Annotated in this window: 25 protein-coding genes and 2 riboswitches; of the genes, 1 reads left to right on the forward strand and 24 read right to left on the reverse strand. The window is 39.3% G+C overall.

All coding sequences use genetic code 11. The annotated features are described in order from the left end of the window. Positions 1-18: 18 nt before the first annotated feature. From NXG62_RS03310 to hslO, 4 genes are read right to left on the reverse strand one after another with little or no spacing between them, the layout of a single operon-like run. The gene (locus NXG62_RS03310) at positions 19-1,260 is read right to left on the reverse strand and encodes an adenosylhomocysteinase (RefSeq protein ID WP_427114225.1); all 1,242 of its coding nucleotides are present in this window, start codon (positions 1,258-1,260) and stop codon (positions 19-21) included. Positions 1,261-1,262: 2 nt separating this feature from the next. Further along, positions 1,263-2,333: an S-methyl-5-thioribose-1-phosphate isomerase gene (gene mtnA / locus NXG62_RS03315; RefSeq protein ID WP_427113566.1), complete on the reverse strand. Its 1,071-nt coding sequence runs from the start codon at positions 2,331-2,333 to the stop codon at positions 1,263-1,265. A gap of 2 nt (positions 2,334-2,335) precedes the next feature. After that, the gene (gene mtnP, locus NXG62_RS03320; RefSeq protein WP_427114226.1) at positions 2,336-3,130 is read right to left on the reverse strand and encodes an S-methyl-5'-thioadenosine phosphorylase; all 795 of its coding nucleotides are present in this window, start codon (positions 3,128-3,130) and stop codon (positions 2,336-2,338) included. 17 nt (positions 3,131-3,147) lie between these two features. Continuing rightward, complete coding sequence (gene hslO / locus NXG62_RS03325) at positions 3,148-4,017, reverse strand: Hsp33 family molecular chaperone HslO (RefSeq protein WP_427113567.1); 870 nt, start codon at positions 4,015-4,017, stop codon at positions 3,148-3,150. Positions 4,018-4,165: 148 nt separating this feature from the next. Between hslO and NXG62_RS03330 the strand changes: the two genes are divergently transcribed. Beyond that, the gene (locus NXG62_RS03330; RefSeq protein WP_427113568.1) at positions 4,166-4,597 is read left to right on the forward strand and encodes a DUF6173 family protein; all 432 of its coding nucleotides are present in this window, start codon (positions 4,166-4,168) and stop codon (positions 4,595-4,597) included. 63 nt (positions 4,598-4,660) lie between these two features. Here the strand turns inward: NXG62_RS03330 and NXG62_RS03335 are convergent, their stop codons facing one another. The 20 genes from NXG62_RS03335 to NXG62_RS03430 form a co-directional block, all read right to left on the reverse strand. After that, positions 4,661-6,184: an L-lactate permease gene (locus NXG62_RS03335; RefSeq protein ID WP_427114227.1), complete on the reverse strand. Its 1,524-nt coding sequence runs from the start codon at positions 6,182-6,184 to the stop codon at positions 4,661-4,663. Positions 6,185-6,821: 637 nt separating this feature from the next. Continuing rightward, the gene (gene ribH / locus NXG62_RS03340; RefSeq protein ID WP_427113570.1) at positions 6,822-7,292 is read right to left on the reverse strand and encodes a 6,7-dimethyl-8-ribityllumazine synthase; all 471 of its coding nucleotides are present in this window, start codon (positions 7,290-7,292) and stop codon (positions 6,822-6,824) included. A gap of 26 nt (positions 7,293-7,318) precedes the next feature. Further along, complete coding sequence (locus NXG62_RS03345) at positions 7,319-7,963, reverse strand: riboflavin synthase (protein ID WP_427113571.1); 645 nt, start codon at positions 7,961-7,963, stop codon at positions 7,319-7,321. After that, the gene (gene ribD, locus NXG62_RS03350) at positions 7,944-9,080 is read right to left on the reverse strand and encodes a bifunctional diaminohydroxyphosphoribosylaminopyrimidine deaminase/5-amino-6-(5-phosphoribosylamino)uracil reductase RibD (RefSeq protein ID WP_427113572.1); all 1,137 of its coding nucleotides are present in this window, start codon (positions 9,078-9,080) and stop codon (positions 7,944-7,946) included. The genes NXG62_RS03345 and ribD overlap by 20 nt, the downstream gene beginning before the upstream one ends. An 86-nt stretch (positions 9,081-9,166) precedes the next feature. Next, a riboswitch (FMN riboswitch) is annotated at positions 9,167-9,301 on the reverse strand. A gap of 87 nt (positions 9,302-9,388) precedes the next feature. After that, on the reverse strand, positions 9,389-10,033 hold the full coding sequence (rpe, locus tag NXG62_RS03355; RefSeq protein WP_427113573.1) for a ribulose-phosphate 3-epimerase: 645 nt from the start codon (positions 10,031-10,033) through the stop codon (positions 9,389-9,391). Positions 10,034-10,038: 5 nt separating this feature from the next. Beyond that, on the reverse strand, positions 10,039-10,902 hold the full coding sequence (gene rsgA, locus NXG62_RS03360) for a ribosome small subunit-dependent GTPase A (protein ID WP_427113574.1): 864 nt from the start codon (positions 10,900-10,902) through the stop codon (positions 10,039-10,041). Between the two features lie 7 nt (positions 10,903-10,909). Continuing rightward, on the reverse strand, positions 10,910-12,823 hold the full coding sequence (pknB, locus tag NXG62_RS03365; protein ID WP_427113575.1) for a Stk1 family PASTA domain-containing Ser/Thr kinase: 1,914 nt from the start codon (positions 12,821-12,823) through the stop codon (positions 10,910-10,912). 38 nt (positions 12,824-12,861) lie between these two features. Next, positions 12,862-13,569, reverse strand: coding sequence for a Stp1/IreP family PP2C-type Ser/Thr phosphatase (locus tag NXG62_RS03370; RefSeq protein WP_427113576.1), 708 nt, complete (start codon positions 13,567-13,569; stop codon positions 12,862-12,864). Between the two features lie 63 nt (positions 13,570-13,632). Continuing rightward, entirely contained in the window at positions 13,633-14,661 is a 1,029-nt protein-coding gene (gene rlmN / locus NXG62_RS03375; RefSeq protein WP_427113577.1) for a 23S rRNA (adenine(2503)-C(2))-methyltransferase RlmN, read from the reverse strand. 2 nt (positions 14,662-14,663) lie between these two features. Beyond that, the gene (gene rsmB, locus NXG62_RS03380; protein WP_427113578.1) at positions 14,664-15,992 is read right to left on the reverse strand and encodes a 16S rRNA (cytosine(967)-C(5))-methyltransferase RsmB; all 1,329 of its coding nucleotides are present in this window, start codon (positions 15,990-15,992) and stop codon (positions 14,664-14,666) included. Further along, a complete protein-coding gene (locus NXG62_RS03385; RefSeq protein ID WP_322351618.1) occupies positions 15,989-16,741 on the reverse strand; it encodes a DUF116 domain-containing protein in 753 nt (250 codons plus the stop codon). Before NXG62_RS03385 ends, rsmB begins: the two co-directional genes overlap by 4 nt. Positions 16,742-16,746: 5 nt before the next feature. After that, complete coding sequence (fmt, locus tag NXG62_RS03390; protein ID WP_427114228.1) at positions 16,747-17,676, reverse strand: methionyl-tRNA formyltransferase; 930 nt, start codon at positions 17,674-17,676, stop codon at positions 16,747-16,749. Between the two features lie 9 nt (positions 17,677-17,685). Beyond that, positions 17,686-18,147: a peptide deformylase gene (gene def, locus NXG62_RS03395; protein ID WP_427113579.1), complete on the reverse strand. Its 462-nt coding sequence runs from the start codon at positions 18,145-18,147 to the stop codon at positions 17,686-17,688. Between the two features lie 17 nt (positions 18,148-18,164). Next, complete coding sequence (priA, locus tag NXG62_RS03400; RefSeq protein WP_427113580.1) at positions 18,165-20,528, reverse strand: primosomal protein N'; 2,364 nt, start codon at positions 20,526-20,528, stop codon at positions 18,165-18,167. Positions 20,529-20,629: 101 nt separating this feature from the next. Then, positions 20,630-21,820: a methionine adenosyltransferase gene (gene metK / locus NXG62_RS03405; RefSeq protein ID WP_427113581.1), complete on the reverse strand. Its 1,191-nt coding sequence runs from the start codon at positions 21,818-21,820 to the stop codon at positions 20,630-20,632. Positions 21,821-21,871: 51 nt separating this feature from the next. After that, positions 21,872-21,975: riboswitch (SAM riboswitch) on the reverse strand. Between the two features lie 56 nt (positions 21,976-22,031). After that, entirely contained in the window at positions 22,032-23,234 is a 1,203-nt protein-coding gene (coaBC, locus tag NXG62_RS03410; RefSeq protein WP_427113582.1) for a bifunctional phosphopantothenoylcysteine decarboxylase/phosphopantothenate--cysteine ligase CoaBC, read from the reverse strand. A gap of 15 nt (positions 23,235-23,249) precedes the next feature. Continuing rightward, the gene (gene rpoZ, locus NXG62_RS03415; protein WP_322351603.1) at positions 23,250-23,459 is read right to left on the reverse strand and encodes a DNA-directed RNA polymerase subunit omega; all 210 of its coding nucleotides are present in this window, start codon (positions 23,457-23,459) and stop codon (positions 23,250-23,252) included. A 12-nt stretch (positions 23,460-23,471) separates the two neighbouring features. Beyond that, positions 23,472-24,089, reverse strand: coding sequence for a guanylate kinase (gmk, locus tag NXG62_RS03420; protein WP_427114229.1), 618 nt, complete (start codon positions 24,087-24,089; stop codon positions 23,472-23,474). 4 nt (positions 24,090-24,093) lie between these two features. Beyond that, on the reverse strand, positions 24,094-24,381 hold the full coding sequence (remA, locus tag NXG62_RS03425) for an extracellular matrix/biofilm regulator RemA (protein WP_427113583.1): 288 nt from the start codon (positions 24,379-24,381) through the stop codon (positions 24,094-24,096). A 10-nt stretch (positions 24,382-24,391) separates the two neighbouring features. Beyond that, complete coding sequence (locus NXG62_RS03430; RefSeq protein ID WP_427114230.1) at positions 24,392-25,264, reverse strand: YicC/YloC family endoribonuclease; 873 nt, start codon at positions 25,262-25,264, stop codon at positions 24,392-24,394. Positions 25,265-25,297 lie beyond the last annotated feature (33 nt).

The raw sequence follows: 25,297 nt of genomic DNA on the forward strand, positions 1-25,297 counted from the left end.
AGATTTGTAACCGTCTCCTTAATCCAGATTAAGATACGCACGTTGTTTATCCGTAAGACTATCTATCTGATAGCCCATAGATGATAATTTTATATTAGCAATTTCCGTATCAATGGTATGAGGCAGTACATATACATGGTTTTCTAATTCCTGATAGTGTTCCATCAGATATTTTGCTGCCATAGCTTGTACAGCAAAAGATAAATCCATAATTTCAGCCGGATGGCCGTCTCCTGCTGCCAAATTAACCAGTCTACCTTCCGCAATTAAATTAATAATATGCCCATTCGGCAGCTTGTATCCTTCAATATTGTGTCGCGCTTCAAAATGAGCGACAGCCATCTGTTCTAACTCTTTTTTATTAATTTCAACGTCAAAATGTCCGGCATTAGCCATAACAGTGCCATCTTTCATATTCTTCATATGTTCACCGCGGATAACATTTTCACATCCGGTCAAGGTTACAAAGATGTCACCTATTTTTGCAGCTTCTTCCATCGTCATCACTTCAAAACCATCGAATACGGCTTCAATTGCCTTGATAGGATTGACCTCTGTTACAATAACATGTGCTCCCAGACCTTTGGCCCGCATGGCACAGCCTCGTCCACACCAGCCATATCCGGCAATAACCACGCGTTTACCGACAACCGTAAGATTGGTCGTCCGCATAATCCCGTCCCATGTAGACTGTCCAGTGCCATATCTGTTATCAAAAAGATATTTACAATAGGAATCGTTGGCTGCAATCATAGGAAATTGTAAAGCTCCCCTTTTATCCAATCCGCGCAGTCTGTTTACTCCTGTTGTGGTTTCTTCGGTGCCGCCCATTATATTTTCCCGTGCATCCGCTCGTGTCGTATGCAATAAATGGACAAGATCCCCCCCATCATCAATAATAATATCTGGATGATGATCCAATGCCTTATTTAGAAATGTGAAATATTCATCATTCGTTGCATTATACCATGAGTATACCGTTAATCCATCATCTACCAGTGCTGCCGCTACGTCATCCTGCGTCGATAACGGATTGCTGCCGGTAACAACAACATGTGCTCCCGCACGATGTAAAACTTTAGCCAGATATGCGGTTTTAGCTTCCAAATGAACGCTTACTGCAATCGTTTTTCCTTTAAAGGTTTGTTTTTCCTTTAATATACTGCCGATTGCATTTAACGTGGGCATATAATGATCTACCCAGCTAATCTTTTCGTGCCCTTTAGAAGCAAGTGAAAAATCACGAATCATTGATTCCATCATTACAAGACCTCTTTCTGTTTAAAAAATTTGAATATAGTATATGAATCGGGGTTTTGAAGTACACCAAACTCTGTAAATATAGCTTTAATATTTTCATGGGGTGTCACATCAAACGCAGGATTAAAAACCGATGCATTTTTTAAGGAAATTGCTACCTCTCCAATACATCGAACTTCATCAGGATTTCTTTCTTCAATAGGAATTTCCGCTCCTGTCTGCAGGGTTAAATCAAAAGTAGAAACAGGTGCAGCCACATAAAACGGAATGTGATGTGCTCTTGCCAATAAGGAAACACCGTATGTTCCTATTTTGTTTGCCGTATCTCCATTGCCTGTAATGCGATCCGCTCCGACAATGACAGCATCCACACCTTTTGTTTTCATAACCCAAGCAGCCATGTTATCGGTAATGAGTGTTACGGGAATTCCATCACTCATTAATTCTGTTGCTGTAAGTCGAGCTCCCTGCAGTAAAGGACGTGTTTCATCTGCATATACCATGCGAATTCGATTTTTTTTATGTAATGCCCGAATCACGCCTAATGCAGTTCCTACACCTGCCGTTGCCAATGCGCCGGCATTACAATGAGTTAAAATAGTAAGTGGTTTATTCGTATATTTCAATAATTCGTCGGCCCCATAAGTGGATAGTGCTGTATTAATGGCTACATCTTCATGCTGCATGGCTATGGCTTGTTTTTCGAGAATCTTAGTTATTTCCCAAGCAGCTGCGGCTGTCATATGGTTAGCAGTCGTCATTACTTGAGTCAGTGCCCAATGCAAATTAACAGCTGTCGGTCTTGCTGCATCCATTTTTTTGCTGATATGCTGCAACTCGGCAATATACTCAGACGTCGTGATGGTAGGATTGTTTTTTAAGACTTCATACGCAGCCAACACCATGCCATAGGCAGCAGCGACTCCAATTGCCGGAGCTCCTCGTACAGCAAGGATCCGAATAGCATCCCGTACTTCGTTCCAATGGGTACAGGTAATATACATCACTTTAGCCGGCAGTTTTGTTTGATCCAAAAGAATCAAGCGGCCATTCTTCCAACGCATTGTATCCATAATTATATCGTAAATCCTCCATAATCTTTTAACGTATGGCGGCATTCACAAGATTCATCATCTACATACATTTCAATTGATTTTAAAATCAATTTTTTCAATCGTTCCGAATTTTTTGCCATACATTCCACTACTTCGGAATGCGTCAATGGAGTCGGTGAAATTCCGGCGGCAAAATTGGTAATCATAGAAATGGTAGAATAACACATTTCAGCTTCCCGCGCTAAGCAAACTTCAGGAACATTTGTCATACCGACAAGATCTCCCCCTAATTTTTCAAACATTTTAATTTCAGCTGGTGTTTCAAAACGAGGACCTTCTGTACATACATAGGTTCCTTGGGGATGTACGGTATACCCCAGCTCCGCCCCAGCTTCAACAATAGTCTGCCGTAAATGCGGACAATATGGACTTGTCATATCTACATGGACAACTCCATTCTTACCACCATCAAAAAAAGTAGTATGACGCATTTTTGTAAAATCAAGAAACTGATCTTGAAGTACAAAATCATCCGGTTTATACGATTGGTTCAGCGATCCTACTGCTGTCGTAGCAATAATCGTTGTTACTCCTAGTTGTTTTAATCCAAGGATATTGGCCCGGTAATTAATAAGATGCGGTGGAATTTGGTGATTTTTCCCGTGCCGCGGCAAAAAAACAATATCTTTTCCTTTATAAGTCCCCTTCATATATTTAATTGTGCCATAGAAATTATCCATGGTATCTTCTTTCACCTGATTCAGCATCGTAGCATCACATACACCGGTACCGCCAATAATAGCAATACGTCCCATAGCAGTCATCTCCTTTTTTAGCAATGATATAAATGTTGCAATTCCTTTTGACTGATCACATATTTTTTCCCACAATAGTGGCATGTCATCTCCACCTGCGGGTCCTTTAATAATTCCTGCTTATCTGCATCGCTTAAAGATAGAAGGACATTTTCAATCCGCTGCTGTGAACAAGTACATTGCCAATGCAGATTTTGTCTGTACAGTTCCTTATAATGCAATCCATGCAAAATACACTCAATCAATCCTTCACCGCATATATGATTTGATAAATACGTTGTAATAGCGCCTATACCTGATATATTTGCTTCGACCTGCGCCAGATTTTCATCAGCAGCACCTGGCAGCGCTTGGACTAAAAAACCTCCAGAAGCAGCAATAGAATAATCTCTCTCTACTAATACGCCCAAACTGATTGTTGAAGGGACTTGTTCGGAAGTATATAAATAGTAAGCTAAATCTTCGGCAATTTCTCCTGTAACGAGATTTGATTGACTGGTATACGTTGTTTTTTCGGGTGTGAAGCGAGTTACCATAACCTTTCCTTGCCCCACAGCCTTTCCTACATCCAGCTTGCCATTTTCTTTCAAAGGAATATCGACAATTGGATTATCAACATAACCACGAACTTTATTGGTATCAAAAGCATCCGCATAAATAGCTCCTAAAGGTCCATCTCCTTTAATACAAATCGAAACGCCTTCATGATTTTTATAATCACCCGCTAAGAGCAACGCACCTGTCATAGTTCTTCCTAACGCCGCAGCGGCTACGGGGGATAATCCATGGCGCTTACGAGCGGTTTCAGCAATATTCTTTGTTAACGCAATAGAAACACGAATACGTTCTTCTGTTGTGTAATGTATAATCTTATCCGTATATAACATAATAAATAAATCGTCCCTTCTTCAGTACTGATATTACATATTATACATCAAAACGGACGCAATTTATATATGCCGGCAGGAAAAGCGTACTAATTTGGTGAATATATAGTATGAATGATTAAAATAAATTATTTAGGATGTGATATGCATGGCAAAAAAGAACAATAAAACAAAGGATATCACTATAATACCTCCATCCGATTCGGAAAGTTATGAAGAAAACGATCCTGAAACGCCTTATTTAGCATCAGATATGTATAAACGAATCGTCTCCTTGATTAACCATTTTGAATCAGATCTTCCTGATACTATGCAAGCTGGCGGTCGGTTAGTATCTTCAGGAAATATCACGTTCAGTATACAAGACGTTGGGTACTGGGACCCTAATATGATTGTTTTTTATGGAGAACTTTCAGATAATTCTAAAGTTGAACTGGTACAGCACTTATCACAACTCAATCTGCTGTTGGTTGCAGTTCCTCGAAATGATGATATTTCTGCTCCACGACGTATTATCGGTTTCAACACAAAAGATATTCCTGATGTGGAATCATATAAAGAGGAAGAACAGGAACAATAAAAGCAAAAATGAACTCGATGGTATATCGAGTTCATTTTTTATACTATTCTTTATATAGACGAATTAAAGAAACGCTTGACCAAAAAAGCACCATGCACCTGCAATCACCAGATACAGAACAAAATATCCAAAAATTCCCTTCATAATAACACTTTCTTTACCTTGAACAACCGTGCCAACAGCACCGATAGATAAGGCAATACTTTGAGGAGAAAGCATCTTGCCGATACCTGCACCGGCAGAGTTTGCAGCAGCAAGCCAAGCAGGACTAGACCCTGGAATGCCCGCAGCAGCAGCCGTTTGCAATGGCCCAAAGAGAACATTTGTGTTTGTCGCAGAGCCAGTAATAAATGCACCAAGAGCACCCACAACAGGTGCAAAAGCAGGATATCCCGTACCTGTAGCATATACAAGGGCTTTTGCAATATCCGCCGTCATACCACTGTATGTCATCAGTTTTGCGGTTACAACAACAGCTATGATCGTAATATAGGTAAAGCGAAGTCCTTTCAGCGTTGAGCCAAATACGTTAAACAATTCACTCCATGATGCACCTTGTACTTTGCCACCAATAAATGCAGCCAAGAAAATCATGATGCCAGGAGTTGCAATCCAAACAAACGTATACGGTTTAGCCCCTGCTCCGATATAAATTGGGACAGCTGTTTGAATAGCTGCCAGCGGAGTATTGATAAATGGAACCAATTTAGATGTAATAAGTAAAAATACAAAAATCAAAATAAATGGCATGGCAGCTTTAACCCCTGTATTGAAGTCAACAGGTTCGACTTTGGTATCCATTGCATATTCAGGATTGTCATTTTTAAATATTTTAGCACAAATAACAATGGCACCCATAATGATAATAGATGGAGCAATAACAGCTAATTCAGGTCCGATAGCAATACAAATCAAATATTCCGGAATAAGAAGTGCCAGTCCAGAAATTAAAGTGACCCCAAAAACGCCTTTTAAAGCTTTTGGACCCCCGGCAATAACCATCACTACCAAGAACGGACACGTAATATCTAAAACAGCATTCATCATTGCCGTATAAATTCCTAACTGGGATAAATCCAATCCAGTAAGAGAAGCCATCGTAGTAGTAGGAATAGCGATAGATCCGAATGGTGTTGGCACTGTATTGGCAATAAGGCAGGCCAGTATAGATTTAATCGGATCAAATCCCAAAGCAAACATCATGCTGGCAGGAATCGCAACAGCGGTACCAAATCCAGCCATTCCTTCCATAAATGCACCGAATCCCCAAGCAAGCAGTAAAGCAATGATACGGCGGTCATTACTTACACTAGTAAGCATTTGCTTGATGATATCCATAGCCTTCGTATATAATACCAAATTATACGTAAAAATAGCCGCTGTAATAACTAATAGGATAGGCCAAATTGCCAGTGCCACACCTTCCAATGCAGCAGATCCCATAACAATAGTACCTTGTCCATACGCTGCAATAGCGACAATAAACGAAATAATTACGGCAATCGTACAAGCCTTCCATGCAGGAACTTTCAAAATTGCCAGGCCTATAACCAGCCATAAAATTGGCAATAATGCTAAAATAACCATCATCCTTAAACACACCCTTTCATACGAACTTAAAACAAAAAACTCCACCTTTTAGTTATTTCATTTCGGCCATATAGGGTAAAGCGTGTATGTCTCTTATCATTTCCAAATACTTATTTTTGTTATAAAAAACACGCTACACTATATCTTGACCCTAAGCCTATCACCTGCCTTATAAAAATAAATTATTTACTACATAATACACCATCGGCATAGCGTTACATTGCGCCGCCCGATGTAAAGGGATGTAAGCCATGCCGTGTTTATTATCATACGTATTACATAAACTAATAATTTAATTTCATTATAGGCAAAACGTCATTAGTAATCAAGAGCGTTTTTGTTTTTCTTAATAACTTTTACTTATTTTGTTTATAATAGGCTATTACGAGAGAGGGACAAACAGATATCTCATTTTGCATATTAATCGTTGTTTAGTGTACAGTTACGCTTCCTTCAGGGATTATGAAATAATGAAACATTCTATACAATGCTTCATCCTATACAATTATTGCAACAGTAATAAGAAATGATTCTAATTTCGCAACTTTAAAACTTTAAATTTTATTTATTACTTTATTTATTATATGGGAACAGGGACCGGAAATTTTCCCAGTCCCTGTTCATCCAACAAACATTATTTTTTTAATTCTTTTATAAGATTGACCATTTCAATAGCACTGACAGCCACGTCAAAGCCTTTATTTCCAGCTTTAGTGCCCGCACGTTCGACAGCTTGTTCAATATTTTCGGTTGTAAGGATGCCAAACATAACCGGAACACCTGTTTTCAATGAAACTTGAGCAATTCCTTTGGCAGCTTCTCCGCAAACCAAATCATAATGACTGGTAGCTCCGCGAATAACAGCACCAAGACAAATAACTGCATCAAATTTTTTCGATTCTGCCATTTTCTGTGCAATCAGTGGAATTTCAAAAGCTCCGGGTACCCATGCGGTTGTAACATTTTCTTTATCTACGCCATGGCGGGACAGTGCATCATACGCACCGCCTAAAAGCTTGCTTGTTATAAATTCGTTGAAACGAGCAGCAACAATACCAAATTTTAAACCAGAACCTAATAAATTTCCTTCTTTTAACATTTCCATTATAGCACTCTCCTCTAATAAATAAATCAAAAACCATTTTCCAATAAATGCTGCAGTGTTAATTTTTTTGCGCTCGAAGATGTATAATCTGCAGTAAAGTTATAAACGTATTTACCAATCATATCTGTTTCCAGGTTAACAACAGCCCCCACACGTTTCGTAAGTAATATTGTGTTTTCCATCGTATGGGGAATAACAGAAACGGTAAAGTATTCTGAATGAACAGATGCTACAGTTAAACTGATACCGTCTATGGCAATGGAACCTTTCTCAACAATAAAAGGTGCCATATCTTCAGGAATCGCAACAGCAATAATACGAGCAATCCCATCAACAGTAATACGGTTAATATGGCCTATTCCATCGATATGACCGCTCACAATATGCCCGCCCAACCGGCTGCCAACTTGGAGTGCACGTTCTAAATTCACTTGTGAACCGCTCTTGCTGTCCCGCAAAGACGAGCGCATCATAGTTTCATGCATAACGTCTGCCGTAAATCCGTTGTTGGTCAGCATAGTAACGGTTAAACAAACTCCATTGACTGCTATACTGTCCCCTATTCGCGTATCTTCAAGCACTTTTTTGGCTTGGATGGTTAAACGAATGGAGTCGGCTCTGCGATCCAAAGAGCCGATAGTTCCGATTTCCTCAATGATGCCAGTGAACATAGGTCCCCTTCCTTTCTGCATTATAAGCTTCAATCAGTATATTATTTTCTTTTACCTGTACCGATTCGAACACCAAAGGTATGCATTGATCAAGAGAAGCAACACCGATACCGGCTACAGCCGGCAGAGACTGCATCCCCCCTAACACCTTATTTCCAATAAATGCATAAATTTTATCAATTAGATGGGCATCAAAAAAACTTCCTTGTACAGCGGCGCCTCCTTCGATCAGGATGCTATGTATTCCGTTTTCACCCAAACTGTCCATCGCTGCCGATAAATCAACTTGTCTTTCTTTATTCATGGGTACTTCAAGTACAGTAACTCCTGCGTTCTCCAAAGAAATACGTTTTGCAGGCAAACAAACTTCTGTCGTTACAACAATTGTTGAAGTCGTCCGGTCAGTAACGACGCGAGATTGCAAGGGTATACGTCCATGGGAATCAAGAATAATTCGGGTAGGTTGGTGAGGCGTTTCCTGCGCTTCCCGATCAATACGGCATGTCAGCATAGGATTATCGGCTAAAATCGTCCCAATACCAACCAAAATGCCGTCATGCACAGAACGGAGATAATGTCCGTAGCTGCGTGCCCAATGATTTGTAATCCATTGAGAATTTCCCGTACGTGTAGCAATTTTCCCATCCAGGCTTTCCGCTAATTTAGCTGCAATAAATGGTTTTTCTACAAGCATCCACTTGATAAATGCTTCATTAAGCTTAACTGCTTCTTTAGATAAAAGGCCGACTTCCACTTGTATTCCCGCAGTACGCAGGATAGCCGCTCCCTTGCCGGCTACCAGCGGATTAGGATCCAACATAGCAATTACAACTTTGGCTACGCCTTTTTCTACTAATGTTTTAGCGCACGGCGGGGTACGTCCATAGTGTGCACATGGTTCAAGTGTAACATATACGGTACTTCCCTTGGCTTCTTCTCCTGCTTCTTTCAAAGCCCACACTTCGGCGTGAGGAGTCCCTGCTTTATGATGGTATCCCGTGCCGACTATATGCCCGTTGTTAACGATAACACAACCAACGGCCGGGTTGGGTGATGTATATCCGGCTGCCAGTTTTGCCAGAGAAAGAGCTTTTTGCATATATTCTATGGGTTCCAATAGATTCATTCCTTTCCATTTATAAATAGCAAAAGGCTATCGGTAAAAACACCAATAGCCTTTTCAGCGCAACAAAAAAAGATATCTGCTGTCTTTTCCCATCCAGACTGTACTGTCGGTATCGAAATTGCATCGATTCAACCTCATGACGAGGTTAGCGGACTTTTACCGCCGGTCAGGAATTGAAAGTAACACTTTCGCACCTTGCCTCAAAGACTATATCTATATTCTCTTGTAATTCCTTTATTATGGTATCATAAAAAGAAACCAAATGCAATATTTATACATAAATCAGCCATATACGCGCTTCAACGCAGCGCAGCTATTGCTGTTTTTCGGTCGTCGGCACCAAAAACTGCACTGCCGGCAACCAGAAACATCGCCCCAGCTTCAACTGCTAATTTTGCCGTTTTCGGATTTATACCGCCATCCACTTCAACAACGGCATGTGTATTTTCTGCATTATCCAGTATACGGCAAGACTCTTTGATTTTATCGGTTGTGTAAGAAATGAATTTCTGTCCGCCAAAACCTGGATTTACACTCATGATTACTATCATATCGAGAAATGATGCTATATTCTTTAAAGAAGACACCGGCGTAGCTGGATTCAGAGCCACCCCGCACTTCATGCCAGCTTCTTTAATCTGATGCAGTACGCGGTCTAAATGGGTGCATGCCTCCTGATGTACAGTAACATAGGTAATCCCTGCTTTTGCTAAGCCTTCAATATAATTTTCCGGATGTTCTACCATTAAATGAGCATCAAAAGGCAGGTCTGAACATTTGCGTATTGTTTCAATAACAGGGATTCCAAACGTTAAATTAGGAACAAAATGCCCATCCATCAAGTCTAAATGCAAAAAGTCTGCACCACTCTGTTCTATATCCTTTATTTCTTCAGATAGTTTTGAAAAGTCTGCGGACAAAAGAGAAGGTCCAATCTTAATCATACGTATTATCGCTTCCTTTCCAATATAGTTGTTAAAATTTTACAATATGTTTCATATCGTTCCATTTTTATTTTTCCTTCAGCCACAGCACGTTTAACCGAGCAATCGGGTTCTGTGCGATGCAGGCAGGAGGAAAAGCGGCAGTTTCCAAAATAAGGAATCATATCCGGAAAAAGACAAAATAATTCCTTAGGATCTAAATGTTCAAATTCCAATGCGCTAAAACCAGGTGTATCCACTACATAAGTTTTATAATTAAGCTTCATTATTTCTGAATGTCTTGTTGTATGCCTGCCGCGTTGTATTTTACTGCTCACACATCCGATAGTTAGATCGTTTCGTCCTAAAATACGAGATAAAAGGCTGGATTTTCCCACTCCGGAAGGGCCGGCAAATGCTGTCATTTTCTGTGGTAAAAGTGATAATATTTCATCCATTCCTTCACCCGTTTGCGCAGATACGATCAATGTTTTGTAATCACATGATTCGTAAAAATCTCGATATGCCTCAGCCGTAGTTCTATCTAAATCGCATTTATTCAAACATAAATGCGGGTGAATGCCTGCATACTCACAGGTCATCAGCATTTTATCCACTAAAAAGCGGTTAGGAGCCGGTGATTGCGCCGCCATAATAACAACCATCTGATCAATATTTGCAAGTCCCGGACGACGAATTTCGTTGCGCCGCGGCAGTAATTGTTCGATAACACCGGTATGATTGTCCAGTACGGTTATTTCCACTTCATCACCAACAAGTATTTTCTGTTTCAACTTACCACGGCGCCGGCATTCTATCAAAGATTCCGGCAAGTCCAAGTCGATATAATAATAGCCGTTATAGTTTTTGATTACCTTTCCTTTGACCATGATCCTCCTAGATGTATTTGTCTTGAACCAAAGAATTGTTTATATAAACACGTACTCGTGTTTTACCTGTACCACTGACATTTTTAGTGATACTGTCCCCCCCTGATTGATTACGATCATAAACAACATGTGAGCCATTATCATCGCTTACAATAATTTGTACATGCTGGCTGGAGGCTCCAGCAGGTACACTGATATTAACGGTTCCTGTATGAGTAGTTCCGGGAGCCTCTTGATTATTATTCTTATCATCTGTCGTAGTTTTGCTATATTCTACGTTCAAATTGATTACATTCGGATTACTGCCATCTGCTGACTGCATGGTAACTTGTGCTTGACTAGTATCTTTACTATTGTCAATATTAGCAATTGTACCAGCAGAATATCCTGCACTTTCCAACGCTTTCACTGCAGCATCCAAAGGCATACCGATAACATTAGGAGCAGATGACTGCTGATCTTTTGTTTCAGAATTTTCACACACAACAACATCAATTGACGTATCCTTAGGGACTTTTTTAGGCGAAGAGGGACTCTGGCTCATAATCGTTCCTTCTTTATATTTGCTGCTGCTGGAGTGAGTAACATGTCCAATGGATAATCCTATGTCTTTTAATTTCAACTTTGCTTCATCTAAGGTTAATCCCCGTAAATCAGGAATAAGTACCTCGGAACCATCATGTCCCTTACTGACAGTAAGATAAATGGTTCGTTTGGCCTTTACAACGCTCCCCCCTGTTGGGGTTTGTGTGATGACCTGTCCAATAGGAACATCAGAATTATCAATTTCCTTAATAGAGACGTTTAAATTTTCCTTCGTCAATATTTGTTTAGCAATTTCCACCTGTTTTCCGGTTACATCAGGAACGGTTATTTCCTCCGTGCTCCAGAAATTACCAAAAGAAAAAAATGCCCATAAAAAAGCGATGACAAAAACCCCAAGCATGGCCATAATAATGGACTTTTTAGAATGGTTACTAATGTTATCCATAATACGGGTAAACACGTTGGATTTATTCGGTTCTTTTACTTTTACAGGCTGAATCTTCTGTGTGTTAAAATTGTTTTTAATAATAGGCAAGGCCCCTTTGTTAGGATTGACAAATCCCTGAGCCAAACGCATTTCCGCCATCATTTCACTTACAGATTGAAAACGGTCATCTGGATTTTTGGCCATTGCCTTTAGGATACACCGCTCTACCAATTGCGGAATACGGCGATTATATTTACTGGGAAGCGGTATTTCATCTTGGACATGTTGAAGTGCAACGGTAATTGCTGTATCCCCATGAAAAGGTACGACACCTGTCATCATTTCATACATGACGACACCTAAGGAATAAATATCTGTACGCTCATCAATTTTTCCGCCGCTGGCCTGTTCCGGTGAAAAATAATGAACTGAGCCGAGAATAGAACCATCTTTGGCGTTAGCTGTAGTAGAATTAACAGCTCTGGCAATCCCAAAATCAGCAACTTTAATATGGCCTGATTCGGTAACTAATATATTATGCGGCTTTATATCACAATGAATAATACCGTTACTATGTGCATGTTCCAGAGCCTCACCAATATCAAACGTGATTTGTATGGCATTATTGATAGGAAGATGTCCGTGTTTTTCAATAAATTCCTTAAGAGTCTCTCCGCGAATGTATTCCATCACTATATAATGAACATTTTCATCATATCCGACATCATATATATTTACTATATTAGGATGCGATAATTTGGCAGCTGCCTGTGCCTCCTGACGAAAACGAACCAGAAAATCATGATCATTCCCAAGTTTTTCATGAAGGATTTTGACTGCGACTATCCGATCCAATAAAATATCTTGTGCTTTATAAACACACGCCATACCGCCAGAACCGACTTTTTCCAATATTTTATATCGATTATCTAATATATGACCAATCATTTTGGATTCTCCACCATGTATATGTTCTGAAAATTATATCAAATAGTAACCAAAATAGCCGTTACATTATCATTCGCGCCATTTACATAAACGCGTTCAAATAAATCATTTATAATATCCCGTTCCTTGCGGGAATACTCTTGCAATGCTTTTTGTAAGTCATCCTTATTAACAAATGAATTTAATCCATCCGTACATAGCAATATTCGATCACCAGGAAAAATATCAAAAGAACCCGTGTCAACTTTAAGATCACGATCTACTCCAACGGCTCGGGTCAAAATATTCTTTTTGGGATGATGTTCTGCTTCTTCTTTGGTTATTTTTCCTTCATCCAATAAAACTTCTACGATTGAATGATCAACAGTGATTTGAGTCAGCTGATTATTCCGCAAAACATAAATACGGCTGTCCCCTACGTGAGCCCAGTTTGCTTTATGGTCTGCTATTGTAAGCAAAGATACAGTAGTTCCCATTCCCTTTAAGGAAGGTTCTATCATAGCCTTGCTTAATATACAGGAATTTGCATATTGAACAGCTTTTTCCAACTGAACTGGTGAGACATGCGTATAATTTTGAAAATAGTAAGCAATAGCTTCTACAGCCGTGCTGCTGGCAATTTCTCCGCCGACATATCCACCCATACCATCGGCAACAACAAAAACATCCTGCTCTTGGCTGATATAAAACGAATCTTCATTTACTTTTCGCACCAATCCAATTTTGGATTCACCGTATATGCCCAAATCCCCACGTCCTTTCGCGGTACTGCTTTACATACACAATTCAATCATATTCATCTGCATATGTCAAATATTTTCGCGCTTTATGCGCAATTGACCACAGGCGGCTTGTATTTGACTTCCCATCTCTTTCCGTAGTGTAACATTTAATCCCTGCTTTTGTAAATAAGAAAAGAAACGATTTGTTTCCATCTGGCTCGGTTTGCGTAATCCAACATCATAATTATCGTTGAGGGGAATGATATTGATAAGGATATTTTTCCCTTTCATGATACGTGTCAGTATTTCAGCACACGAAATACTGCAATTTACATTTTTTATAAGAATGTATTCATACGTAACCTTACGTCCTGTTTTAAGAAAATAAGTATCGGCAGCCGTTAATACATCTTCCAGCGGATAGGTGTTTGTTATGGGCATCAGTTCTTTTCGTATGTCTGTTGTAGGTGCATGCAATGAGACGGCTAATGTAATAGGAATTCCTTCCTCAGCCAAGTCATACATACGCGGTACAATACCTGCCGTTGATAGAGTAATATTTCGATATCCCATATAAAATGTTTCCTTTTCATGAATCATGTGCAAAAACCGGAGAACATTTTCATAATTCAATAAAGGTTCTCCTGTTCCCATAAGAACCAATGAATGCAGCTCCGAATCTACCTGTTTTTTAAATGCTAAAAGTTGAACTATCATTTCTCCGGCAGTTAAATTCCGTATAAATCCATTTTTTGCCGATGCACAAAATACACATTTTACAGAACACCCCACCTGTGTGGAAACACATATAGAATTTCCGTAATCATGCTTCATCATTACAGATTCAACCGTATTGCCATCGGCCATACGCAGCAATAACTTCACTGTTCTCCCATCACTGGATTCCAATCTATCCATTACTTCAGGGAAATATATAGGAGCCTTTTCCTGAAGTAATTCTCTGTCTTTTTTAGGCAAGAGAACCATATCATCCCAGTTCGTAATTCCTTGTTTATAAATATATTGAAATATTTGTGAAGCTCTGAACTTTTTGATATTATACATTTCTAAAAATTGTTCCAACTCATGTTTTGTCATATCAAAAACATTGACCATATTTATTCTCCTCTTCGTAATCGTGCAATAAAAAATCCGTCCAAATTATCAACTTGCGGCAGTAATTGTATATACGGTCCTTCTTTGTAAATGCTGCAATAATCAGAAGCTTTTTCCGGCTTAAACTCCGGATGTCGTTTTAAAAACGTTTCTACAACATGAACATTTTCATCATCATTCATCGTACAAGTACTGTAAACAAGAATTCCTCCCGATTTTACACACTTTGAAGCACTTTCCAAGATAGTTAGCTGCAGCACCGGCAGTCTTTTTAAATCCATCGTTTTTTTACGCCACCGCAAATCCAGTTTCCGCTTTAAAACACCCAATCCAGAACAAGGAGCATCCACTAATACGCGATCCGCACGATTCGCATACATCTCACCAATTGTTGCAGCATCTTGGAGTAATACTCGAACATTAGAAAGTCCCAGATGGTTGGCATTCTTTTCTATAAGCTGCAATTTGTGATCATAAATATCGCATCCATATACAATGGACGTATCTCCTGCCAGTGCTGCAATATGCGTGGTCTTACCTCCGGGAGCAGCGCAAACATCAAATATCACCTCGTTAGGTTTAGGATCAAGCACATGGGCCACCAACATGGATGATTCATCTTGAATAAAAGCCAGCCCTTGCTGTAATTCGGGAATATCGTGTATAGAAGGAATCGCGTTTAAATAAATTCCCTCCGGTGCATATGGCGCAATCTCAGCATCCATATTCCGCTGCTGCAGATTATGCAATAATTCGTCTCGGGAGATTTTCGTAGTATTTGCCCGGAGGCAAAGACGGGGAATCGTTTCAAAATAACGGCATAATGCAATCGTTTCCTCTGTGCCATAATCAGCAATCCATTTTTTTATCAGCCATTGCTGCTGATGGTATGTCAGAGAAAGATGTAAAATTGTATTGTCCTCCAATGTCGGAATAGTAAATTCCATACGGCGGCGAATCCCGTTGCGCAAAATTCCATTAACGAATTTTGCCATTCCCTTATTGCCAAAACGAGTTGCCAATTTTACAGACTCATTACAAGCTGCCGATTCAGGAACTTTTGTAAGACAAAAAATCTGATATAATCCCATCCGCAAAATAACCAGGCAAATAGGATCCAGTTTCATTATTTTACGTGTGCTTACTGCGTCAATAATCCAATCCAAATAATTCAAATGACGCAGTGTACCATAGACAAGTTCTGTGTAAAACCGGCGATCCCGATCAACTAATTTATATTTCTGCAAAGTGTGTGATACGACAATATTGCTATAGCCTTTGTCCTGACAAACCGTAAATAAACTTTGACAGGCTAATTCGCGTACATTCATAATTTTCTCCCTGTAATGATATCTAATAATTTTTCCAACTTTTCTATGTCAACAGTTGTATTGAAGCAAGGGCCATAGGGCCGTTCATTTAATAAGCCTAATACAGGCAATGGCGAGACGTCCTGCATGCCACTGATCAAATCCCGCTCACAGGCGATGGCAACAATTGCCTGCGGGCGATATTCCCGTACTATTTGCCGGGCAAGAGTCCCTCCTGTAGCTACAGAAAAATGCATATTTCTTTTTTCTGCCAATTCTCGAATTCTTCCAATGGAACACTTGCCGCACATATGGCAGTTATTGATATTTCTTGTTATTTTATGCGGACATTGATCCCACTGCAGACAGTGAGGTGCTAGTATAAGTACATGATGAGGTGGTATGGAAAAATGGCAGCGAAGAACTAAATGATTAAGAAATGCAATATACGCTTCGTTTACATTTTTTTTATTAGAAGAAAACAATTTAGTCAATGGGTAAACGATACGCAAATAGGTATTAAAAATACGATTTAATTTTTTACCTTTCAAAAAATTGGTATATGCAACTATCCAAAGTAATCCGTATAGAATTATGCAGCAAATTGCCGCAAAAAACAATACGATCCCTATAATAGGCTGTAATATAGGGATATACATAGACAATCCTGGTTCAAGAAGTTTCCAACATAAAAACAGGACAGCTGCGATACATGCCGTAGCTGTCCCGGCCGTATATAAAAATATAGCATAAGATCGATATGAATTCACGAATTTTACCTCTGCAATACTTGTCCTGGAATCAAGGCACACCCTTGTAAAAATTGGGCCGACGTTACCCGTTTGCGGCTTTCTGGCTGTATTTCATATATCTGTATTGCGTTACTTCCGGTTTGTACAGTAAAATATTGCTTTGTTACTTCAAGAATGGTTCCCGGTAAAGCGTCTCTTCCAGATACCACATCAGCCTTCCATATCTTCAAGCGTTTTCCCTGATACATGCAATACGCTCCGGGCTGCGGATCTAATGCACGAATCAGGCATTCAATATGTGCTGCCTCATCAGCCCAATTTATTTCTGCCATTTCCTTGGTAATTTTATCAGCATAAGTTGCCTCTGTATGACATTGTGCTTCAGCATGAGCTTCATAATGTTTCAAGTCATTTAAAACTTCAATCAAAGCCTGTGAACCAATCTTAGATAATTTTTTAAACAATGTTCCTGTCGTTTCTTTTACATCCAAAGGAATTGCACATTTTTTTAACATTTTTCCCGTATCCATGCCTTCATCGAGCATCATAATCGTAATGCCGCTGGTGTGAGCCCCTTCGTATATGGCTCGTTGGATAGGAGCTGCCCCTCTATATTTAGGCAATAAGGACCCATGTACATTAAGACAGCCAAATGGTGGGATTTCCAATACTTCCTTAGGAAGTATCTTACCATACGCAATAACAATAATAACATCCGGCCGTAATTTCTGCAATTGTGCAAGTATTGTTTCGTCACGCATCGTACGGGGTTGCAATACCGGAATTTTCAATAATTCCGCACATTCTTTTACTGGAGAAGAGGAAATTCGTTTTCCTCTTCCTCTCTCTTTGTCCGGTTGTGTTACGACAGCAGCAATATCATATCCTTGATGATGAATCGCCTGTAAGGAAGGTACTGCAAAGTCTGGAGTTCCCATGAAAACAATCCGCATATGTTTCACTTATCCCTCCACTAATCGTAAATTATTTGCTTTTTCAATAAACAAAATACCCGTTAAATGATCAATTTCATGTTGGAATATACGTGCTAAAAACCCTTCTGGATTAAAATATACGATTTTTCCCCGACGATTCAAGGATTTCACTTTGATTTTACTGTATCGTTCTACTTCGCCATAATATCCGGGAACACTTAAACAGCCTTCACTGCCAATTTCCGTTTCCTTAGATGTTTCAATTATTTTTGGATTGATAAGTTCAATCAATCCATTGCCTCCATCTAATACGATCAGCTGCTGCGGTACATTTACCTGGGGGGCAGCAAGGCCTACGCCTTCGGCAGCATACATTGTTTCTGCCATGTCGTCCAATAATTTTTTAGTTTGTTTCGTAATCGTTTCAACCGGCTGAGCTGTTCCTTTTAAAATAGGAGCTCCCGCCTTTACAATTGTAAGTATAGCCATTAAAAATTCACCTCATATTAAATGCTTGGATCTACATCTATTATTATACCAGTTTTATGAAATTCTGCCTCTTCTTTTATGTATTTTTTTATTTTCACTAAATCAGCCCCTTTGATTAGGACGATAATACGGAATTTATTACGTATTTTTTTTATCGTATCGACATAGGGACCGATAATCTCAATGTTCTGATCGTATTGAAGCCTCCAGGCAGACAGCAAATCATATATACGGTTTCCAATTTTCCACATGAACGCTTCATCTTCATAAGTAATAATAAGCTTAACGATTTGATGGAATGGCGGATATAACAATTCTTGCCGATATGAAATTTCTTTTTCGTAAAAAGACTTGTAATCTTGATATTTACTGCATTGTATTACATAATGTTCCGGAGCGTACGTTTGCATAACGACATGCCCGGGTACATTTCCTCTGCCCGACCGCCCAGCTGCCTGAGTTAAAAGCTGAAAAGTACGTTCCCCTGCCCAATATACCGGGAGATTTAACAAACTATCGGCAGATAAAATTCCCACTGCACTCACATCAGGGAAATCATGCCCTTTCGCAACCATTTGTGTACCTAAAAGGATATCATACTCATGTCGTCGAAACGCTTCGATAATCTTGTCACCGCTGTTTTTCCTGATAGTTGTATCTTGATCAAGGCGAACTATACGAGCCTGCGGATACATGTCATGCAGCTGTTCCTCTACTTTCTCCGTTCCTGTGCCAAAAAACTTAATATATTTGCTCCCGCAAGAAGGACAAATAACAGGAACCGGAGTTTCCGTATCACAATAATGACACCGCAGAGTATGCTGGCTTTTATGATATACCATTGCCACATCACAGGTCTTACATTTTACGACATACCCGCATTTCCGGCACATCACAAAAGTAGAGAATCCGCGTCGGTTCAATAAAATAATAGCCTGTTGCTTGCATGCCAGCGTTTGATCCAGTAATTTAGACAACGCGTCAGAAATAACACTTCTGTTTCCTCGTGCTAACTCCTCCCGCATATCTACGACGGTAACGTGAGGCAGTGGTTTATTTTTAACTCGCTGCTTTAGTTCTAAAAGAACATATTCGCCATTGCGGGCTTTATAATAGGAATCCAAGGACGGAGTAGCGCTTCCCAAAATAACAGGACATCCGTAATAAGAAGCTCGTTTACGAGCAACAGCAACAGCATGATAGCGTGGTGTTTCATCCTGTTTGTAAGAACTATCGTGCGCTTCGTCAACAATAACAAGGCCAAGATTGGAAACAGCCGTAAATATGGCGGATCTGGCACCAATACAAATATGACTTTCCGCCTTTTGCATACGAAGCCAGTTATTCTGGCGTTCTCCTTTAGACAATTGGCTGTGCATAACAACAATATCATTTCCGAAACGACGTATAAATCTTCGCACAATTTGTCCTGTCAAAGCTATTTCAGGCACAAGAACAATAATTTGTTTGCCTTGAGCAATAACATTTTCGGCTAAATTCATATATATTTCAGTTTTTCCGCTGCCCGTAACACCGTGCAATACATAAGTATACCCGTGGGTATCATTTTTAATTACAGTGACCGCATGCTTCTGTTCGGGTGTAAGCTGCCACGGTTTATCCGCTGTCTCTTTTTCTGTTAAATCTACAGTCTGCTTTAATTTAATATTAATAACCGCTAGTTTCGTTTGAACCAAATGCTGTATAATGTCTCGGCTATAACCCTTTTGGATCCAAAAGGAAATGGGAGCAGCTTCTTTTTCCTTTAATTCCGCCAATAATTGCATTTGCTTCTTACGATTTTTTAATATACATTGATGGTCATCCTCTGCAAAATACAACCATTTCTCTGTTTTATCAGCAATTTTATTTTGTAACTGTTTTTCTTCTTTCAAAACATGTTTTTCAATAAGTTTTTCAATAAATGTTTGACTAAATTGGTTGCATAATGTTTTTTTATCTACATTCTTCTTATTTTTGAGATGTTCCCATATGTTTTTTCCTCCCATCAGCAAAAGCATATCTTTATTTTCGACAGACACATACGTATGGGCAACGATTCCTTTCTTTTCAATCATAAACAAACGCAGTGAATCGGATATACTGCATAAATAATAGTCACTGATCCACAAAGCAGTAGCGATCATTTCTTCTTGAAATCCCGCTTGTACGGACAAGACCGAAATAATTGGTTTTAATACATACTCATGTTGTACAGGATAGTCTTGGTGAAGAGCTACAATAACACCTTCTTCTTGGCGATGACCAAAAGGAACTAACACGCGGGTCCCCACATGAACGAAAAGTTCTTCAGGAATGATATAGGAAAATGTTTTTTGCAGTCTTTTAGCGGTTATATTGATGATTACTTCTGCAATCATAATGATATACTCCTGTCAAAAAAAAAGAGAGACATAAATGTCTCTCTTTGATAATTTATGCGCACCTATATTATAACGCAAAATAAACAAACTTTGTACTATTATAAATTGGCTTCTTTCCGAAGCATTTCTGCTTTATCTGTTTTTTCCCATGGAAGATCCAAGTCATTACGACCAAAATGTCCATATGCAGCTGTTTGTTTGTATATGGGTCGTTGTAAATCAAGCATTTCAATAATACCCGCTGGACGAAGATCAAAATGTTTTTTTATAAGAGTTTCAATTACATCAGTTTCGACTTTACCTGTACCAAAAGTTTCCACATGAATGGATACCGGGTTAGCTACTCCGATGGCATACGCAAGCTGGATTTCACATTTATCAGCTAATCCTGCTGCCACAACATTTTTGGCTACATAACGAGCTGCATAAGCAGCTGAACGGTCCACCTTCGTAGGATCCTTACCCGAAAACGCACCGCCGCCATGCCGAGCCATACCTCCGTAGGTATCAACAATAATCTTACGACCGGTAAGTCCTGAATCTCCCTGAGGTCCGCCGATAACAAACCGTCCTGTTGGATTAATGAACAATTTTGTTTTGTCATCAAATAATCCATCTGCAAGTTCCGGTTTGATGACATATTCCAGTAAATCTTTTTCAATTTGTTCCCGTGTAATTTCAGGACTATGCTGTGCAGAAATTACAATCGTATCAATGCGTACTGGCCGGCCATTATCATATTCGACAGTCACTTGCGTTTTGCCATCGGGGCGAAGATACGACAATGTACCATCTTTGCGGACCTTGGACAGCCGACGGGCTAACCGATGTGCCAAAGAAATAGGCAGCGGCATATAGTCATCTGTCTCATTGGTAGCGTATCCAAACATCATTCCTTGATCACCGGCTCCAATTGCATCGAATGCATCACTATCACCGTCTTTTACTTCCCTGGCTTTATCAACACCCATGGCAATATCCGGTGACTGTTCGTCAAGTGAAACCAATACACCGCAAGTATCACAATCAAAACCATATTTAGCTCGGGTATACCCAATGCCGCGAATCGTTTCCCGGACAATATGCGGAATGTCAACATAACATGTAGTTGAAATTTCACCAACCACATGTACCATTCCAGTGGTAACCAAAGTTTCACAAGCAACACGGGCATTTTTATCTTTTTCCAAAATAGCATCAAGAATGCTATCTGAAATTTGGTCAGCCATTTTATCAGGATGACCTTCTGTAACAGATTCAGATGTAAAAAATTCGCGATTTTTTGTCATTATTATTTTCCTCCTAAAAAAAATCCCTCTGTAAAAGAGGGGTTATTTTCATACCCATCTTCCAGTTTGCACTGTTGGATTTAGCACCGTTTTCATTAGCTGAAAGGTTGCTGCGGCATCATCGGGCCAATCCCTCCGTCGTCTCTTGATGGCAATATTCATTTCAATTTATTATTTTAAATGATATACGATAATATTGCAAGACCTTTTCTTAAGATTTATTGATTATTTTTGTAACACGATCAATAATAATAGCAGCCAAATCAAATTTATCCATTATATCAAACTTTTCGCTCATTCCATCAGGAAATAGCAATGTTGCAACATTTGTGTTTACTTTAAATCCTGCACCAGCAGCACTTACATCGTTTGCAACAAGCATGTCCAGATTTTTTTTCTTCAATTTCTCCATTCCATAGTGAATCACATTTGTTGTTTCCGCAGCAAATCCGACAAGTATCTGATTTTTTTTACGTTGTCCCAGTTCATACAATATATCAGGATTTTTTTCCATTGATAATACTAATGTATCTTCTGATTTTTTAATTTTATCTTTGGCTGGGGTTTGAACACGATAATCAGCAACAGCGGCTGCTTTTATAACAATATCGGTGTCATCATATAGCGAATCTACCGCTTGTTTCATATCTCTTGTACTGACAACATCAACGCGCTTTACACCTAGTGGTGTTTCTAAACTTGTAACTCCAGCTATTAAGGTTACATCAGCGCCGGCCAATACAGCGGCTTTGGCAATGGCAAAGCCCATACGGCCGCTGGAATGGTTTCCAATAAATCGCACCGGATCGATTGCCTCCCGCGTTCCACCGGCAGTTACAATTACCTTTTTCCCTTTTAACTGTGCAGTACAGCAAGCTTTCATTTCAATATAATCAACAAGGGAAACAGGTTGAGGAAGACGACCGATTCCTGTAACACCACAAGCTAATAATCCTGCATCAGGTGTAATAATGGAATACCCATATTTTTTTAACTTTTCCATATTGTGTTGAACAATCGGATTTAAATACATATTTGTATTCATAGCCGGCGCAATGACAACAGGAGCCTTAGTAGCCATTACCGTAGTGGTAAGCATATCGTCAGCAATGCCACCGGCAATTTTTCCAATGCAATTAGCCGTAGCCGGTGCGATAAGAAACACATCTGCCCAAGATGCCAACGCGATATGTTCAACATGCCAATTAGTTACTTCGTTCCACATAGATACAGTAACAGGATTACCTGTTATTTCACGTAATGTCAGAGGGGTAATAAATTTTGCCGCATTTTCAGTCATGATACATTTGACTTCCGCGCCTCGTTTACACAATAAACTGGCAATTTCAGCGGCCTTAAATGCCGCAATACCCCCACAAACAGCGAGAATAACCTTCTTATTATTTAATAACATCGGAATCACCAACTTTTATTTTATGCCGCTTTTCGGGGCTTTATATGTAATTTTACCTTCATCAATCTCTTCCATAGCAATAGATACAACCTTTTCGGATTTTGTATCCACAAGTGGTGCATCACCGTCATTTAACTCACGCGCGCGTTTAGCCGCCAATGTTACCAATGTATATTTGCTATCTACTTTTGTCATTAGAGATTCTAAGGTCGGTTTAATTAACATAACATATCACTCCTAATCTTCAAATTGTGCATGAATGGAAGTTATTAAATGATGATTACGGGAAACTTTGCACTGTTCCGCCACAATAATCGCAGCAGCGCGTTCAACAGCCAATTCTAATACATCATTAATAACTACATATTCATACTCTGATAACCATTCTAACTCATTTTTTACTTTAGCCAATCGTCCGGCAATAACATTTGCCGAATCGGTATGACGGCTTTTCAAACGGTTAGCCAAAATATCCAAGGAAGGCGGAATAACGTAAATAAACACTGCCTTAGGATATTTCTTTTTTATCTGCATTGCACCTTGAATATCTATTTCCAGCATAACATTCTTTCCTTGCTGGAGCATATTAAACACGTATTCTTTAGGCGTTCCGTAATAATGCTCATATACCTGCGCATATTCTAAAAAAGAATCTGTATGAACCAATTCTTCAAAATGAAAATTGTCCGTAAAAAAATAATTTGTTCCATCCACTTCCCCATTACGCGGTTCTCTGGTCGTCATGGAAATAGAATAATAGATGTTCGAAAAACGCTTTCGCAAAGCATCGCAAATAGTTCCCTTTCCAGCTCCCGAAGGTCCCGACACAACGATGAGTAATCCGGGATCGTTCATGTCATTACTTCCTTTCTTCATCATCATTGTATACTGCTTCGTTTTCGTTCCCAACGGTAAGAATACGATGCGAAATTGTTTCCGGCTGAATAGCGGATAAAATGATTTGCCCGTTATCCATCATCAATACGGAACGAGTTTTACGGCCAAAGGTGGCATCTATCAGCATATTATGTTCTCTCGATTCCTGCACCATTCGTTTTATCGGTGCCGATTCGGGACTAATAATAGCAACTACCTTATTTGCCACGACCATATTTCCAAAACCGATATTTAAAAGATTGAAATTCATATTCTCACCATCACTCAATATTTTGAATTTGTTCTCTGATTTTTTCAATTTCATTTTTCAATTGCAAAACATATTCTGTGACATCTAAATCAGCAGCCTTCGAACCAATGGTATTGGTTTCTCTATTTAATTCTTGAATAAGAAAATCTAATTGCCGTCCTATATCGCCATTTTCTTCTAAAATTCTCCTTAATTGTACCACATGACTGCGAAATCGCACAACTTCTTCCGTAAAATCAACCTTATCCGCATACATGGCAACTTCCTGCAAAAGACGTTCTTCATCAGGAACAGCTTTTATCTCATTAAACATACTTATTATTCGTTTGCGTAATCTGCTTTCATAATGTGCCGCAATATCATCCTTTCGTTCTGCAATAGAATGAACTATATTCTCTATTTTATCAGCACGCAGCAATAAATCTTTTTTGATATTCAGCCCCTCCGCTTCACGCATCTGTACAACACGATTCAAAGAAGCTTGCAACGCAACGAAAAAAACCGGCCAACAATCATCTGCATCAATTTTTGGCGGTTCTTGAATAAACCAGTCCTTAGTCAGCGAAATAATTTGAGATAATGTTGTCTTTTCATGAAACAACTCTTCATTTACTTTATCCAGTGCATATTTACAGTCTGTTAAATTAGCAGAATCAATTCGTATCTGCGGCTCTTTGCATAGTAATTCTGCTACAGTAACATATACGTCCACTTTTCCACGATGCAGAACTGATTTCAATTCATTTCGTATGCGGTCTTCTAATACCAGATATGCATGCGGCATGCGTATCGATAACTCTAAAAAGCGTTGATTTACTGCCTTAATTTCTATCGTAACTTGTAAATTTTCGTTACTATAAGTTCCTGAACCAAATCCAGTCATACTTCGCAAGCCGATGACCTCCTTATACGCCAT

The organism is Megasphaera sueciensis, assembly GCF_050219315.1.
Classification (GTDB): domain Bacteria; phylum Bacillota; class Negativicutes; order Veillonellales; family Megasphaeraceae; genus Megasphaera_A; species Megasphaera_A sueciensis.